Below are 13,916 nucleotides of genomic sequence, written 5' to 3'. Positions count from 1 at the left end.
ATAAAATCAATCTAGTAGGCATAAAGTCATTACGTAATAATACAACTTTCCTACAGTTCCAGACATTTCCTAGTAATGGTACGATAAATAGAATCACTCCACATCAGGGGGTTACGAAACATGCCAGTATACAACGTAATGGAAGAAGTCGTCCTCGGCGTACTCCAACAATACGAAAATGAACTCCATCTCACATGCCATTGTGACCGATGCAAAGACGACATCATGGCCATTGCGCTCAACCAACTCCAACCGCGCTATATCGTGAACGATAAACTAAGTCCGGTCATCCGTGCAGAACACGTCGCCGACCGGCAAGGCGCCACAAACATCCTCTCCACGGTCGTCAAAGCGGCACGCATCGTCTCCGCAAACCCGCGCTGCGAAAACGCAAAAAAAGAGTAGGCAGGGAGAAATCCCATTCGCCTACTCACTTCGAAAACAACGACATCACACTATGGATATTCTGATTCACCTGCTTCACAAGCAAATGATCCCCTTGCTGACGGATATCCAGACTGACGAAATTCATCATTTCCTTCGCCATATCCGTATCCTCAAGCAACGACAGCGACTTCGTCAAATTATTCTCGAACGTCAACGCATTCGTCAAATGATGCTCGACCGCCTCCATATTCGAGCCGATCCGCGTCAAATGCCCGGAAACCGTCTTGATTGCCTCATCAATCTTCGTAATCAACTTATCTGCAAGGTCCCGCAATTCCAAAGAAGCCCCTTCAAGTCCGAGCGCCTTCGAACTGACATCCACAAGCGTGATCTGCATCTGCTGCCCGGGATTCGCCCCTACCTGCAGCGTCAACGAACCATTCTGACCCAAAATCTTCTTCGTATTGAACTCAAGCTTCGTCGCCGTATCATCGACAGCACCTAATAGATGGTCAAGTTCCACCTGGCTCGCCGCACGGTCATTCACCGTCAGCGTATCATTCGCACTCATCACCGCAAGCTCACGCGCCCGCTGCAACAGGCCATTCACATTATTCAGCCCTTCATTCGAAGCCTCAAGAACAGAAAGCCCGTCCTGCATATTGCTCTGCGCCCGCGAAATCCCGCGGATCTGCGCCCGCATCGTCTCCGAAATCGACAGACCCGAAGCATTGTCGCTGCCCTTCGCAATCTTCGTTCCCGTTCCGAGCTTCAACAAACTCTTCTCAATCTGCCCAGCATTCCGCATCGACCGATTCGCCGAAACCGCAATATGCTCGCCGCTCAAAACACGCATTCCATCACCCCAATTCCAACTTTCATCATTATCTCCCTCTATATATCGGCCAAAAACAATTGAAATGAACAGAAAAAAGCCGATACAAAAGAAAAAGCGACAGGAGGCACCCACATTGACAACCGTAGACATCGAAAAAGCCATCCAAATCTACAAAGAAGCAAGCGCCTCCACATTATCGATGATGGAATACGTCCTTCTCCTGCTCAATGAACTCCAGAAAAATATCGAGCTATGCAAGCAGGCGATCGAGGCAGGGGACACCGACGAACGCGACCGGACACTGCAAAAGGCGCAGGACTTCCTGTTCGAACTCATGACAACAACCGACCACGAAGCCGAACGAAGCGACCGGCTCATGACGATCTACCTCCACATGAACCAATGCCTCGTCCAGACGCATATGACTAAAACGGACGAACTGCTTGATCATCTTAAGGAAATGACTGTTCAGTTAATCGCGTCATGGCAAGTCGCCAAGCAAGTAACGCGCCGCAGGAATTTCACGACGGACCGCCTGTGAACGGGGGATTATGGTGGAGAACGAGAGCTCTTTGAACGAGAACTTTTTTGCGCATGAACGAGAACTCTTCGGGAATGAACAAGAACTCATTCCCAATAAAAAAAACGTCCTGGGAAGTAGCGAGAACTCGCCATCTCCAGGACATCCCAACATTATTTCCCTTTAAACTCCGGCTTCCGCTTCTCGGCAAATGCCGCAAGCGCCTCCAACCGGTCTTCCGTCGGAATCGTCAACTCGTACGCCTTCCGCTCGATTGCAAGACCCGTCTGCAAATCGGCGTTCATGCCTTGCTTAATCGCAAACTTCGCCTGCTGCAATGCAATCGGCCCGTTCGCGAGAAGCTCTTCGACAAAACGATCCACCGTTTCCTGCAAAATATTCGCAGGAGCAACACCCGTCAACATGCCATACAGCTGCGCTTCATCTGCCTTCAACCGCCTCGCCGTCAAAATGAGCTCCATCGCCTTTGACTCACCAATCAGCCTTGGCAGCCGCTGCGTTCCACCAGCTCCCGGGATGATCGCAAGCCCCGTCTCCGTCAGCCCCATTACCGCGGAATCGGCCGCGAATCTGAAGTCACAGGCAAGCGCCAGCTCCATTCCGCCGCCGAATGCATAGCCGTTCATCATCGCAATCGTCGGCTGCGGCAAATTTTCCACCATCGAAAACACTTCACCGATTTTAAAGACATTCCGTTTCACTTGTGAATCCGTCAGCAATCGCCGCTCCTTCAAATCAGCCCCCACGCTGAATGCACGTTCCCCTGACCCCGTAAAGATGACAACCCGGATATCCGGATTGATGCGGATCGATTCGAGCACTTGTCCTAGCTCCGACAGCATATCGTAATTGAAAGCATTCATCGCTTCCGGCCTATGTAGCGTCACCTTCGCGACATGCCCAACTTGTTCAAAAATAAGTGTTTGCATAACGAATCCCCCATTTCCATTAACTTTCTTACAACATATCATTTTTTCTTATCAACCGCTATTAAAATAGTTTGAAAATTGGTAGTAAAAGAGGACTGGGTCTGATATACTATTTTCATTGTGAGGTGGGAAAATGGAGTCACAGGTATTTGTAGGCAGGCAGCCGATTTTGGACAGCGAGGGGCGCATTTACGGATACGAATTGCTGTACCGAAATAGTGAACAGAACCGCTTTCCGGAGATCGATCCGGAACAAGCGACAATCCAACTGCTCGTCAATACTTTCCTGTCGATCGGCGTCGATCAGATCTCAGGAAAATCGAAGTCATTCATCAACTTTTCCGGTGAACTGCTCATCAAGGACATCTTTTCAAGATTGAAGCCGGAATATGTCGTCATTGAAATTTTAGAGGACGTGGAAATCACGCCTTCGCTGATTTCGAGAATCCGGGAAATCAAGCAGGACGGATTTCAGCTTGCGCTCGACGATTTCATCCTGCAGGACCAGTATGCATTACATAACGAACTCTTCGAGCTGATCAATTACGTGAAAGTGGATTTCCTTGCAGTCGACGAAAAGGGCAGACGGGTCATCGAAAGGTTCATTAAAAAATATCCGCACATCAAGATGCTTGCGGAAAAGATCGAGACGGAAGAGCAGTACCAAATTGCCAAGCGGAACGGATACGACCTGTTCCAAGGGTATTTCTTCGCAAAGCCGGAGATCATCAAAGGCGTCGAGATTCCTGCGAACTTCAATCTGTATATGCAGATCATCAGCAAGCTGAATGAAAACAACCCGGACATCGATGAAGTCGCAAATCTCATACTCCAGGACATCTCACTGACGTACAAACTATTGCGATTCATCAACACGATGAACTTCAGCGTCCCGAAAAGCGTCACCTCCGTCAAACAGGCGGTCATCCTGATCGGCATGCGCGAACTGCGGAAGTGGATGCGGATTTTGATGCTTCAGGATATTAGCGACCATTCATCGAGCGGACGCATCAAGGCGCTTGTCTCCTATTCGATGTCGCGCGCGAAAATGTGCGAACTCGTCGCAGTCCGTACGGGTTATCCGACCGGGGATGAACATTTCTTCGTCGGCCTGTTTTCATTGCTCGACGCCATCATGAAGCGCAGCTGGAACGACATCCTTCCAATGTTCCCGTTCTCCGATGAAGTGGCGGAAACCTTACAAGGCAAGAAGACCGACCTGACGCCATACTTGGAGCTTGCCATCGCTACAGAGCGATTTGACATGAAGAATATCGATGAAATTGGCAAGCGATTCGGCGTTTCAAAGAATGAGATCGTCGCCTTCTCCAACAAAGCGAACCTGTGGGCGCGGCAGCTCGAAAGATGAGCTCACAGGGCTTTTCATTTCACCTGCATTTCAAGTAGAATATGATGCAGGAGTTGATAGTTTTGAAAACAGCAATTGTAACTGATAGCACGGCATATTTGCCGTCATACATAGTGGAGAAACTTGATATCCACGTCATCCCGTTGACAGTGACAATCGATGGACAAGCATATGAAGAGGAAGTCGATCTGACGTCGGAAGAATTTTACGATAAAGTGCGTGGGGATGGACCGTTGCCGAAAACATCACAGCCGCCCGTCGGAAAATTCGTCGAGTTGTTCGAGTCGTTGAAATCGGATCACGACGCCATCATTTCCATCCATCTATCCAGCGGAATCAGCGGCACATTCGCAGGCGCCGTCCAAGCAGGGGAAATGACGGAACGCTTCGACGTCCGTGCTTTCGACTCGGAACTGTCCTGCTATATGCAAGGATTTTACGTCATCCGGGCAGCGGAAATGGCGAAAGAAGGAGCCACTCCCAACACCATTATGGCCGAGCTCACAGAAATGAAAAAGACAATGCGCGCCTACTTCATGGTGGACGACCACACGCATCTGCAGCGTGGCGGCAGACTATCAAGCGCGCAAGCACTGATCGGCGGTCTGCTGCAAGTGAAGCCGATCCTCCATTTCCAGGACAAAGTGATCGTCCCGTTCGAAAAGATCCGCACACGCAAAAAAGCGATGAAACGGATTGCGGATATGCTCGCAGAAGACGCGGAAAATATGCCGCTAGAAGCAGCCATCATCCACGCGAACCAGCCTGAGGAAGCGGAAGCTTGGAAAGTGGAGTTGGCGGAGCGCATGCCGGATGTTCAATTTACCATCAGTCACTTCGGACCAGTGATTGGCACGCATTTAGGCGAAGGTTCAATGGGGCTTGGATGGGTAAAGCGAAGAGGCTAAGTGCTCAAAAACATTTAGCGCGGACCTATGTTTGAATCAACCAATATCCAACCGCGTACAACAACAAATAACAAAAGTGGGGGTGTGAACATGACAAAGCCATTCAATCCGGCCATCCGTGATTTCCTGGACGGCCGCATTTGGTTGCGCATGCACACCCCTTTTCCGTGCGAAGAAATCAACGCGTTGATTGGAGACGGCCATCTTCAAACGATCAAAGGCATCGAATCAAAACCATCCTTCTTCAATCAAAAGCGCAAATTCTGCAACCGCTGTGAAAACGACGATCCAACACGGTTCACAACTTTCAACTGTGCAAAATGCGAAGGACCGTGCACATACTGCAGGCACTGTCTCAAAATGGGACGCGTTTCATCCTGCACGGAACTCATCGTGTGGAACGGCGAGAAGCCGGAATACCCGACGAACCACACAATCGCTTGGCGAGGCACCCTCACCCCGCATCAGCAAAAAGCATCCGATGAACTGACCGCGAGCCAAGAAAAACGAGCATCCCACCTCATCTATGCCGTTTGCGGCTCTGGGAAGACCGAAATTCTCTTTCCACCAATCCATAAGCTGCTCACAGAAGGAAAGCGCGTCTGCATCGCAGCTCCCCGTGTCGATGTCATCCATGAACTTGAACCACGCCTAAGCGCAGCATTCCCTGAAACGAAAATCGAAGCGTTATACGGTGGCGCCCAACCGACGATGGAAGCATCCCAGCTCGTCCTCGCGACAACCCACCAACTGTACAGATTCCGGCACGCATTCGACGCCGTCTTCGTCGACGAAGCGGACGCCTTCCCGTACAAGGCGGATATAACATTGCAGAGAGCTGTTAAGAAAGCGGTCAAACCGGGCTTTCCTGTACATTACGTCACAGCGACACCTTCAGACAAACTTTTGTCTGGAATACAACGGACGGGCTACGTGTCTATCATCAACCGACGCTACCATGGCCACCCATTGCCTGTCCCGAAATTCGTCCCGTTATGGAATTACGAAAAGCAGATCCGGAAAGGGAAGCTGCCGCGAAAACTCATCGATTGGACGGAACAGCGGCTCGCCAAAAAAGAACCGTTCCTCATCTTCTTCCATCATATCGGCTTAATGGAGGAGGCGGAGCCTTTATTCCAGCTCATCGACCCGCGGATCCGCTCCGTTCACGCTTCGCACCCAGATCGAAAAGAGCATGTGCAGGCATTGCGGAATAAAGAATTGCCTGGCTTGCTCACAACGACAATCCTTGAACGCGGCATCACAATCCCGAACGTGCAAGTCGCGGTCGTCGGCGCCGAGCAGCAAATCTTCGACAAAGGCGCCCTTATCCAGATCGGCGGCCGTGTCGGTCGTTCCGCAGACTATCCGACCGGCGATTTCATCCTGTTCCATAACGGCATCACATACGCGATGGACGATGCAAAAGCCGAAATCGATAAACTAAACAAAGGAGGCGTCCGCACATGAATTGCCTCCTTTGCGAGCAGAAAATCGCCTCTACCCCTAGCTGGCAGTCCCTATTTGCCATCGAAAAAACGTCTTTAATTTGCGAGAGCTGTTCAAAAAGCTTCGAACGTGTCGACATAAAAGAGGAAGGCGATGTGGTCGATCTAGTCACTTCCATCTATACATACAACGAACCAATGCGCAAATATCTCCACCAATACAAGTTCCTGCAAGACGTTGCACTCGCGGGTGTCTTCGCGAATGAACTGTGGAAGGTACTTACAAGGAAAGATGCCATCATAGTACCTATTCCCATGCATCCGCAGAAGAAGATCGAGCGGACTTTCGCACACGTCGAGGAACCGTTGGTAGCGGCACGCATTCCATTCGAGGATCTACTCATTAAGACGAACAACGAAGTGATGGGAGAGAAGACGAGGGAAGAGCGGCTTGCCATGCGCAATTTATTTTCAATCAAACATGGAAGCGAAATCCGAAAAACGACCTACATACTCGTCGATGACATTTACACAACCGGCACGACTCTCCGCCACGCCGCAACCGTCCTAAAGGAAGCTGGCGCTGAGCGGGTGGAAGCGATCACGCTCATCCGTGCCGAAAGATAGGAGGAAGCCATCATGGCTGAATTAAGACACTGCCCAACATGCGGCGAATTTTTCAATTACACAGGAATCCGCGAAGTCTGCGCCAAATGCGCACGCGGCGAAGAAGAAATGTACGAGGAAGTGTACCGCTTCCTTAGAAGACGTGAAAACCGTGCCGCGACAATCGAGCGGATCGTCGAAGTGACAGGCGTCACCGAAACATTGCTCCATAAATGGGTGCGAAAAGGCCGCCTACAACCGGCACTGTTCCCGAACCTCGGCTATCCATGCGACAACTGTGGCAAGCTGACGACAAAAGGCAAACTATGCGACAACTGTACGGACGAACTGAAAAGCGGTCTTCGCCAATTCGAAGCTGCCCAGGAATTCAGGGAAGCGATCGCTAAAAGTGAAACTGGAACGTACTTGGCCGATCGAAAACGGGATGAATAAGGAAGCAATCACGATACGCCCATTGCACATCGATGATTATGAAACTGTCCTCAGCTGGAGCAAGGACGACTTGTTCTGCTCCGCAAATGGATGGGAGTTGAATCGAAACGAAGAAGAGTTATATGAATGGTGGAATCGTTGCGTCCACAACAAAGCTGCAAACTTCATCAGAATGGGAATCGAATTCGATGGGGAGCTGATAGGCTACGCCGACTTGGCGAAGATAGAAGGACACTCCGCCGAAATCGGCATCGCAATTGGCGACTCATCAATATGGGGAAAAGGCATTGGTTATCATGCGACATTGCGATTAATGAACTACGCAACTTCGAAACTTGGAATCACAGATTTTATCGCTGAAACCCATGAAACAAATATTCGCTCCAGAAAAATGCTGCAGAATCAAGGTTTCGTGGAAACAAGCAGAATAGGCAGCGAAGAGTATATGGGAGAGAAGAGCCAGCTTATTCAATATAAGCTGACGAAAAACGCATAACTTCCCATAATCACGCATAAATGCTAAGAAAAGCTCATAAACGCCCAAATGTACGCATAATCGCTTCCAGAAACGCATAAACGCAGAAATTCACGCATAACTCCCTCCAAATACGCAAAATCGCCAAAACCGACCCTTCCAAGTCGGTTTTTTCCTCTTTTAATTAGGGAACAATAAGCTCGGACCCCCGAGGAAAAATGCACATTTCCGGTTTTCGTCCAAAAGCCCCTAAACGTTGTCACAAATCTGCCGAAATAAACAATAAGAGCAATACGAAAGGAGCGAGTACTATGAAAATCAATAAAATCAACATCCCGCCGGTCAACCCTTATAGGACGAACCAGCTGAAAGCGGAGCAGGCTAAGGAACAAGCGAAAATCAAAACGGATAAAATCGAAATCTCTTCCGAAGCGAAGCAGCTCTCCGAAACATCACCGATCACAACACAACGGAACGAACGAGTACAACAGCTGAAAGCCCAAATCGAATCAGGGAACTACAAAGTCGAGCCCGAAAAACTCGCTTCCAACCTGATTAAGTACTACAAAAAATAACGAAGACGAAGGCAGGGGTCTCCATGTCAATAGATACAATCCTTTCCATACTCGCCAACTTGGAAAAACTGCATAAGAGCCTGCTTCGCATTGCAAACGAAAAAACGGCGCTCATTAAAAATGGCGACATCAACGGTATCGACCAGCTCATGAAAGACGAGCAGGCTCACCTCGCAGCTATCGTCCAAATGGACACCGACAGGCAAAAAGCGGTCATCGCATACCTCAAGGGACAAGGACGTCCCGTTCCGATGAACCCGACAATCGCCAATCTGATCGAAGCAACAGCCGAACCGGAAAAGAACCAACTTGTGGAGGCGAAGGATCGTCTCCTGCATGCGATTCATGAATTGAAATGGCAAAACGACTTGAACCAGAAACTGACGTACCAATCCCTTCAATTCGTGAATCTATCGCTGGACATGATACGCCCGCGTCCGGAATCGGCTACCTACTCAAAAACTGAAATCAACGGCAGAAAAGAGACGAAGGACCTACCGAACTTCGACTCGCAAGCCTAAGGAGGAACACTCACCATGCGCTCCACATTCATGGGACTCGAAACAAACAAACGCGGCTTGTTCACACAACAATCCGGCTTATATACAACCGGCCACAACATCAGTAACGCCAACACACTCGGCTATTCCCGCCAACGCGTCAACATGCAGGCAACAGCCGGCTTCCCTGGCGTCGGCCTCAACACCCCAACAATGCCCGGCTTCCTCGGAACAGGCGTCGAAGCAGGCTCCATCCAACGGATCCGCGACTCCTTCGTCGACCAGCAATTCAGACAGGAATCGAATAAGCTCGGCTATTGGGAATCAAGATCGAAGGCTATCTCACAAATGGAAGACGTCCTTGCAGAACCATCGGCGTACGGTCTGCAGCAATCATTGAGCGAATTCTGGTCTTCTTTGCAGACACTTGCAGCGAACCCGGAAAACGGCGGAGCACGTGCAGTCGTTGTGCAACGCGGGGAAGCAGTGGCGGATTCATTTAACTACATGCATAAATCTTTATCGGAAATCCAAACGAATTTAGGCAAGGAAATCGGAGTTTCAACGAAAGACATCAACTCCATGCTTGAACAGATTGCGGAACTAAACCGTCAAATCGCAGAAGTCGAACCGAATGGCTATATGCCTAATGATTTGTATGATGCCCGGGATATGTTGTTGGATGAACTGTCAACTTATGTACCGATTGAGACTTCTTATGAAAAATCAGGTGGGCGTGCTCTGGCGATTGCTGAGGGTACGGTGACTGTGAAAATAAAAACGGATGGTGCCCCGATAACTGTAGTAACTGGGAAATCTGCACTGAAATTAGCGGTAGAAGATGCAGATGTAGACGGAAACCCAACAGGACCTATGACAGGATTTAAATTTTTAGATGGAACTACTGAAGTTGGAAGTTTAGAAGTTGCTAATATGCAGACTTCAGGTAAACTTAAATCGCTTATTGACTCATTCGGATATGATAATGGAACAGTTAATGGAAAAGGGTTATATCCTGATATGCTTGCAGAGCTTGATAAAATGGCGCGAGAATTTGCTATTGCATTTAACGACGTTCATAAGGATGGTACAGACTTAGAAGGCGTTACAGGGTTAGCATTCTTTGTGAATAAAGCTGATGAAAGCGAAACTAACATAACTGCAGGTAATTTATCAGTAAATAAAACAATAGTTGCAGAGCCGAAAAAAGTTGCCGCTTCGGATTCTAAAACGGGCGCGGAAGTTGGTAATGGCAAAAATGCAAAGAAGTTAGCCGATGCTCAATTTGATAAGTTAGACGGGTTAGATCAAACGACCGTCCAAACGTTCTACTCCGGTGTTATCGGGAGGTTAGGTGTCGAAGGCCAACAAGCTGAACGCCTCACATTCAACACAACAACGCTGCTAGGCGCAGTCTCACACCGTAGAGATTCCATCAGTTCCGTCTCACTCGACGAAGAAATGACCGATATGATCAAATTCCAGCAAGCATACAATGCATCCGCCCGGATGATTACAGTTGTCGATGAAACACTCGACAAAATCATCAACGGCATGGGCGTCGTTGGTCGATAAGAAGGGGGAAACAACTAAATGCGCGTAACACAATCTATGTTATCCAACAATATGCTCCGTAACTTATCGTCGAGCTATAATAAAATGGGCAAGCTCCAAGAACAGCTCAGCTCCGGTAAAAAAGTAAATCGCCCATCCGATGATCCAGTCGTCGTCATGAAAGGCATGGGCTACCGAATGCAAGTTGACAAGGTCGCCACATACCAGAAGAACTTAGGTGAAGTTAACAACTGGCTAGATAGCTCTGATGATGCACTGGACGGTGTTGGCCAAGCTTTACACCGTGCGAAGGAACTTGTTACGAATGCTGCGAATACAGGTACAATGACACCTGAAGATCGCGAGAAAATTAAGATTGAACTAAAGCAACTCCAAGAACAAATCCAAGACTTGGCAAATACAAAGGTCGGGGATAAATACATTTTTAGTGGAACAATGACTGACAAGCCCCTATTTAACAAAGCTCCAAATGCAGATGGTGATGTTATTGGAATTGAATTAGGGGATGCTTATTCAAAAGCCGTAGAAATCGAGGTGTTTGATGGAGTTTCCTTAAGCGTCAACACTAACGCGGTTGCTTTATTCAAAGGAATTGATGATTTATTTAAAGGAATTACTGATGGTGATGACAACGTCAATTTTGGCGATGCTATAAAAGAAATAGATGATCAAATGGAGGCTCTCCTAACAGCCCGCGCAGATATCGGCGCACGCTCCAACCGAGCAGAACTAATGTATAACCGTCTTGAAATGCAAGAAGGCGCAGCGAAAAAACAGCAATCCGAAAACGAAGATATCGACTATGAAAAAGTGATTACTGAAATGCTCACACATGAATCGATCCACCGTGCCGCTCTTTCTGTTGGTGCCCGTATCATTCAACCATCACTAGTAGACTTTTTAAGATAATCAATCATCAAGGCGTTTGGAAAGTTTCCAAACGCCTTTCCAAAAGGTGAAGCTTATGAACATCCCTCAACTACAAATTCAAACTACCCGCGGTGTTCTTGGGCTCCAAATCGATAAACCAATCCAGGAAATCGAACAACCTAGAGCGACACTTACCCAAGAACAACCCGCAGCCATCTTGGAAATGTCGTCGACAAGATCGCAACTATCACTCGATACAACCGAAGTCCGTGCGGATATCGACTTGAAAAGTCCATTAAGACGTTCAGCTGAAAACGCGCAATACGGTATGCAACAACTCATGGAAGGCATTGCGCGCCGAGCGCAGGAAGGCCAACAGTTGGTACAGATTGAAATCGGAGGCGGCGCAATTGCCGATATCTCTAAGCAAAACGGTACACCACCACAAAAACAATTGGCGATCAAATTCGTCGGTGACCGGACAAAAATCCAAATGTCCTTACAACCAGGCACTCTAAACATCAACGCAACACCACAAAAAGCCATTAACAATGTCCAAGTCAATAAACCGATCCACAATTATACTCAAGGGAAAGTGACAGGTGTCATGGAACAATACCCTTCCATCCAAATTGATTGGAGACTATGAAGAACGTTAACCACCACGTTCTTTTTTTATGCAAGAAAACCGTAACATGCTATGCTATTGAATAATAAACCGTGTCATAAAAGGAGCGAAAATACATGAACATCCAAACAAAATTCCACGGCGATATCGCAATCCAACCCGACCAACTTTGGAACTTTCCAAAAGGCATTCCAGGCTTCGAAGACGAAAAGGAATTCATCCTTCTTCCTATCGAAGAAAACAATTTGTTCCAAGTATTGCAGTCTTCCAACACACCATCAGTAGCTTTCATCGTCACAAATCCATATACATTAGTCGATGACTATTCATTTGACATTGATGTACCGACAATTGAATTGCTCAACATTGAAAGACCAGAAGATGTATTTGTGCTTGGCATTCTCACACTGAAGCAACCATTCGAAACATCGACAATCAATCTACAAGCACCACTCATTTTCCAAATGAATAACAGAACAGCGAAACAAATGATCCTTAACGACATCCGTTTCACAACCCGTCACATAATTGGTCAACCGAAGGAGGCAAAATGATATGCTAGTCCTCTCTCGTAAAACGAATGAAACAATTAAAATTGGCGATGACATCGAAATCCGTATTCTTGAAGTTAAAGGCGACAGCATCCGAATTGGAATCGAAGCACCGAAAAGTATAGATATTCTTCGGGGTGAACTTGTTCAATCAATCACTGAGACAAATACAGAGGCACTTACATTAGATGCCACACTCTTTTCTCAGCTTACAAAGAAAGAATAAAACCACTGGGATGCCTGACAGTTGTTCAGGGATCCCTTTCTTTTTAAATTGCACCTCAATACTTTCCATAAAACAAACCAAAATCCCGCAAAACCTTTCATAAAAACGCTAAACTTCTAACAAACTTGTCCGATACTAATATTGTAAGCGGCAGTAACGAGTTCGGCCGGCTCTTACTCCGTGAGCAATTAATTACTTAGGGTCACAAGGACGTGAATCCGTAAACACTCAAGGAGGAAATAATAATGAGAATTAATCACAACATCGCAGCACTTAACACACACCGCCAACTAGGTGCTAACAACACACAAGCATCTAAAAACCTAGAAAAACTATCTTCAGGTCTTAAAATTAACCGTGCAGGAGATGATGCAGCTGGCCTAGCAATCTCCGAAAAAATGCGTGGTCAAATCCGTGGTCTGGATATGGCACAGAAAAACGCACAAGATGGTATTTCTTTGATTCAAACGGCTGAAGGTGCCTTAAACGAAACTCACTCTATCCTTCAACGTGCCCGTGAATTAGCAGTACAGTCTTCTAACGACACAAACACAGACACTGACCGTAAAGAACTTCAAAAAGAACTTGACCAATTACTTGAAGAAGTAGACCGCATTGCTAATACAACTGAATTTAATACCAAAAAACTTCTAAATGGAGAACGATCTGGTGCGGGTGTAGATAAGGAATTGGTCTTCCACATTGGGGCAAATAGTGGCCAAAGCGTTAATTTATCAATTAGCTCAATGAAATCTGATGCAATTGGAACACTAGGAGCTAGCGGGACGATCGGTTCAGGTACAGCTATTGATACTCTGAAGGGCTCAGGAATAACAACTCAAGCAAAATCAGAAGCAACAATTACAACTATTAATAATGCTATTGAAATGGTTTCTGCAGAGCGTTCTAAACTAGGTGCTATGCAAAACCGTTTAGAACACACAATCAATAACCTTGGTACATCTTCTGAAAACTTAACTGCAGCTGAGTCGCGTATCAGAGATGTTGATATGGCGAAAGAAATGATGGAGTTCACG

Annotated in this window: 18 protein-coding genes; 16 read left to right on the top strand and 2 right to left on the bottom strand. The window is 47.4% G+C overall.

Annotated elements, in window-relative coordinates:
• Positions 1 to 120 precede the first annotated feature (120 nt).
• Positions 121 to 405 (top strand): late competence development ComFB family protein, encoded by a 285-nt coding sequence (locus ACFPTP_RS12795; protein WP_381445514.1) that lies wholly within the window; start codon positions 121 to 123, stop codon positions 403 to 405.
• A 25-nt stretch (positions 406 to 430) separates the two neighbouring features.
• Here the strand turns inward: ACFPTP_RS12795 and ACFPTP_RS12790 are convergent, their stop codons facing one another.
• Complete coding sequence (locus ACFPTP_RS12790) at positions 431 to 1,243, bottom strand: flagellin (RefSeq protein ID WP_381445512.1); 813 nt, start codon at positions 1,241 to 1,243, stop codon at positions 431 to 433.
• Between the two features lie 115 nt (positions 1,244 to 1,358).
• Here ACFPTP_RS12790 and ACFPTP_RS12785 point away from each other — a divergent pair, with 115 nt between their 5' ends.
• On the top strand, positions 1,359 to 1,766 hold the full coding sequence (locus ACFPTP_RS12785; RefSeq protein ID WP_381445510.1) for a flagellar export chaperone FliS: 408 nt from the start codon (positions 1,359 to 1,361) through the stop codon (positions 1,764 to 1,766).
• A gap of 152 nt (positions 1,767 to 1,918) precedes the next feature.
• On the opposite strand, the gene ACFPTP_RS12780 is transcribed toward ACFPTP_RS12785, so the two are convergent.
• Positions 1,919 to 2,695: an enoyl-CoA hydratase-related protein gene (locus ACFPTP_RS12780; RefSeq protein WP_381445508.1), complete on the bottom strand. Its 777-nt coding sequence runs from the start codon at positions 2,693 to 2,695 to the stop codon at positions 1,919 to 1,921.
• 133 nt (positions 2,696 to 2,828) lie between these two features.
• Here ACFPTP_RS12780 and ACFPTP_RS12775 point away from each other — a divergent pair, with 133 nt between their 5' ends.
• From ACFPTP_RS12775 to hag, 14 genes are all read left to right on the top strand, one after another.
• Positions 2,829 to 4,064, top strand: a complete 1,236-nt coding sequence (locus ACFPTP_RS12775) for an EAL and HDOD domain-containing protein (protein WP_381445506.1) — start codon at positions 2,829 to 2,831, stop codon at positions 4,062 to 4,064.
• Between the two features lie 62 nt (positions 4,065 to 4,126).
• Entirely contained in the window at positions 4,127 to 4,972 is an 846-nt protein-coding gene (locus tag ACFPTP_RS12770) for a DegV family protein (protein ID WP_381445504.1), read from the top strand.
• Between the two features lie 90 nt (positions 4,973 to 5,062).
• Positions 5,063 to 6,442, top strand: coding sequence for an ATP-dependent helicase ComFA (locus tag ACFPTP_RS12765; RefSeq protein ID WP_381445502.1), 1,380 nt, complete (start codon positions 5,063 to 5,065; stop codon positions 6,440 to 6,442).
• The gene (locus tag ACFPTP_RS12760) at positions 6,439 to 7,047 is read left to right on the top strand and encodes a ComF family protein (protein WP_381445500.1); all 609 of its coding nucleotides are present in this window, start codon (positions 6,439 to 6,441) and stop codon (positions 7,045 to 7,047) included. The genes ACFPTP_RS12765 and ACFPTP_RS12760 overlap by 4 nt, the downstream gene beginning before the upstream one ends.
• 12 nt (positions 7,048 to 7,059) lie before the next feature.
• Positions 7,060 to 7,479, top strand: a complete 420-nt coding sequence (locus ACFPTP_RS12755) for a TIGR03826 family flagellar region protein (RefSeq protein WP_381445497.1) — start codon at positions 7,060 to 7,062, stop codon at positions 7,477 to 7,479.
• On the top strand, positions 7,436 to 7,975 hold the full coding sequence (locus tag ACFPTP_RS12750) for a GNAT family N-acetyltransferase (RefSeq protein WP_381445495.1): 540 nt from the start codon (positions 7,436 to 7,438) through the stop codon (positions 7,973 to 7,975). Before ACFPTP_RS12755 ends, ACFPTP_RS12750 begins: the two co-directional genes overlap by 44 nt.
• 290 nt (positions 7,976 to 8,265) lie before the next feature.
• Positions 8,266 to 8,529: a flagellar biosynthesis anti-sigma factor FlgM gene (flgM, locus tag ACFPTP_RS12745; protein WP_381445492.1), complete on the top strand. Its 264-nt coding sequence runs from the start codon at positions 8,266 to 8,268 to the stop codon at positions 8,527 to 8,529.
• Positions 8,530 to 8,552: 23 nt separating this feature from the next.
• Complete coding sequence (locus tag ACFPTP_RS12740; protein WP_381445490.1) at positions 8,553 to 9,050, top strand: flagellar protein FlgN; 498 nt, start codon at positions 8,553 to 8,555, stop codon at positions 9,048 to 9,050.
• A 15-nt stretch (positions 9,051 to 9,065) separates the two neighbouring features.
• A complete protein-coding gene (gene flgK, locus ACFPTP_RS12735) occupies positions 9,066 to 10,604 on the top strand; it encodes a flagellar hook-associated protein FlgK (RefSeq protein WP_381445488.1) in 1,539 nt (512 codons plus the stop codon).
• Positions 10,605 to 10,622: 18 nt separating this feature from the next.
• Positions 10,623 to 11,513 carry a flagellar hook-associated protein FlgL gene (gene flgL, locus ACFPTP_RS12730; protein ID WP_381445486.1) on the top strand — a complete coding sequence of 297 codons (891 nt, stop codon included), beginning with the start codon at positions 10,623 to 10,625 and terminating at the stop codon, positions 11,511 to 11,513.
• Positions 11,514 to 11,568: 55 nt separating this feature from the next.
• The gene (locus ACFPTP_RS12725; RefSeq protein WP_381445484.1) at positions 11,569 to 12,123 is read left to right on the top strand and encodes a DUF6470 family protein; all 555 of its coding nucleotides are present in this window, start codon (positions 11,569 to 11,571) and stop codon (positions 12,121 to 12,123) included.
• A gap of 95 nt (positions 12,124 to 12,218) precedes the next feature.
• Positions 12,219 to 12,656, top strand: coding sequence for a flagellar assembly protein FliW (gene fliW, locus ACFPTP_RS12720; RefSeq protein WP_381445482.1), 438 nt, complete (start codon positions 12,219 to 12,221; stop codon positions 12,654 to 12,656).
• A 1-nt stretch (position 12,657) separates the two neighbouring features.
• Complete coding sequence (csrA, locus tag ACFPTP_RS12715) at positions 12,658 to 12,879, top strand: carbon storage regulator CsrA (protein WP_381445480.1); 222 nt, start codon at positions 12,658 to 12,660, stop codon at positions 12,877 to 12,879.
• 245 nt (positions 12,880 to 13,124) lie between these two features.
• On the top strand, positions 13,125 to 13,916 hold a 792-nt coding region (gene hag / locus ACFPTP_RS12710), incomplete at its 3' end, for a flagellin Hag (RefSeq protein WP_381445478.1).

Source organism: Sporosarcina koreensis (assembly GCF_042655825.1).
GTDB lineage: Bacteria > Bacillota > Bacilli > Bacillales_A > Planococcaceae > Sporosarcina > Sporosarcina koreensis.
The sequence above is the reverse complement of the archived record's forward strand: the minus strand, read 5'-3'. Positions and strand labels throughout refer to the sequence as shown.

Excerpts from the sequence above, each read along its gene's own strand:
- fliW (WP_381445482.1), top strand. The coding sequence starts at position 12,219 with ATGAACATCCAAACAAAATTCCACGGCGATATCGCAATCCAACCCGAC.
- ACFPTP_RS12790 (WP_381445512.1), bottom strand. The coding sequence starts at position 1,243 with ATGCGTGTTTTGAGCGGCGAGCATATTGCGGTTTCGGCGAATCGGTCG.
- ACFPTP_RS12780 (WP_381445508.1), bottom strand. The coding sequence starts at position 2,695 with ATGCAAACACTTATTTTTGAACAAGTTGGGCATGTCGCGAAGGTGACG.
- csrA (WP_381445480.1), top strand. The coding sequence starts at position 12,658 with ATGCTAGTCCTCTCTCGTAAAACGAATGAAACAATTAAAATTGGCGAT.
- ACFPTP_RS12755 (WP_381445497.1), top strand. The coding sequence starts at position 7,060 with ATGGCTGAATTAAGACACTGCCCAACATGCGGCGAATTTTTCAATTAC.
- ACFPTP_RS12795 (WP_381445514.1), top strand. The coding sequence starts at position 121 with ATGCCAGTATACAACGTAATGGAAGAAGTCGTCCTCGGCGTACTCCAA.
- ACFPTP_RS12760 (WP_381445500.1), top strand. The coding sequence starts at position 6,439 with ATGAATTGCCTCCTTTGCGAGCAGAAAATCGCCTCTACCCCTAGCTGG.
- ACFPTP_RS12740 (WP_381445490.1), top strand. The coding sequence starts at position 8,553 with ATGTCAATAGATACAATCCTTTCCATACTCGCCAACTTGGAAAAACTG.
- flgL (WP_381445486.1), top strand. The coding sequence starts at position 10,623 with ATGCGCGTAACACAATCTATGTTATCCAACAATATGCTCCGTAACTTA.
- flgM (WP_381445492.1), top strand. The coding sequence starts at position 8,266 with ATGAAAATCAATAAAATCAACATCCCGCCGGTCAACCCTTATAGGACG.
- ACFPTP_RS12765 (WP_381445502.1), top strand. The coding sequence starts at position 5,063 with ATGACAAAGCCATTCAATCCGGCCATCCGTGATTTCCTGGACGGCCGC.
- ACFPTP_RS12725 (WP_381445484.1), top strand. The coding sequence starts at position 11,569 with ATGAACATCCCTCAACTACAAATTCAAACTACCCGCGGTGTTCTTGGG.
- flgK (WP_381445488.1), top strand. The coding sequence starts at position 9,066 with ATGCGCTCCACATTCATGGGACTCGAAACAAACAAACGCGGCTTGTTC.
- ACFPTP_RS12775 (WP_381445506.1), top strand. The coding sequence starts at position 2,829 with ATGGAGTCACAGGTATTTGTAGGCAGGCAGCCGATTTTGGACAGCGAG.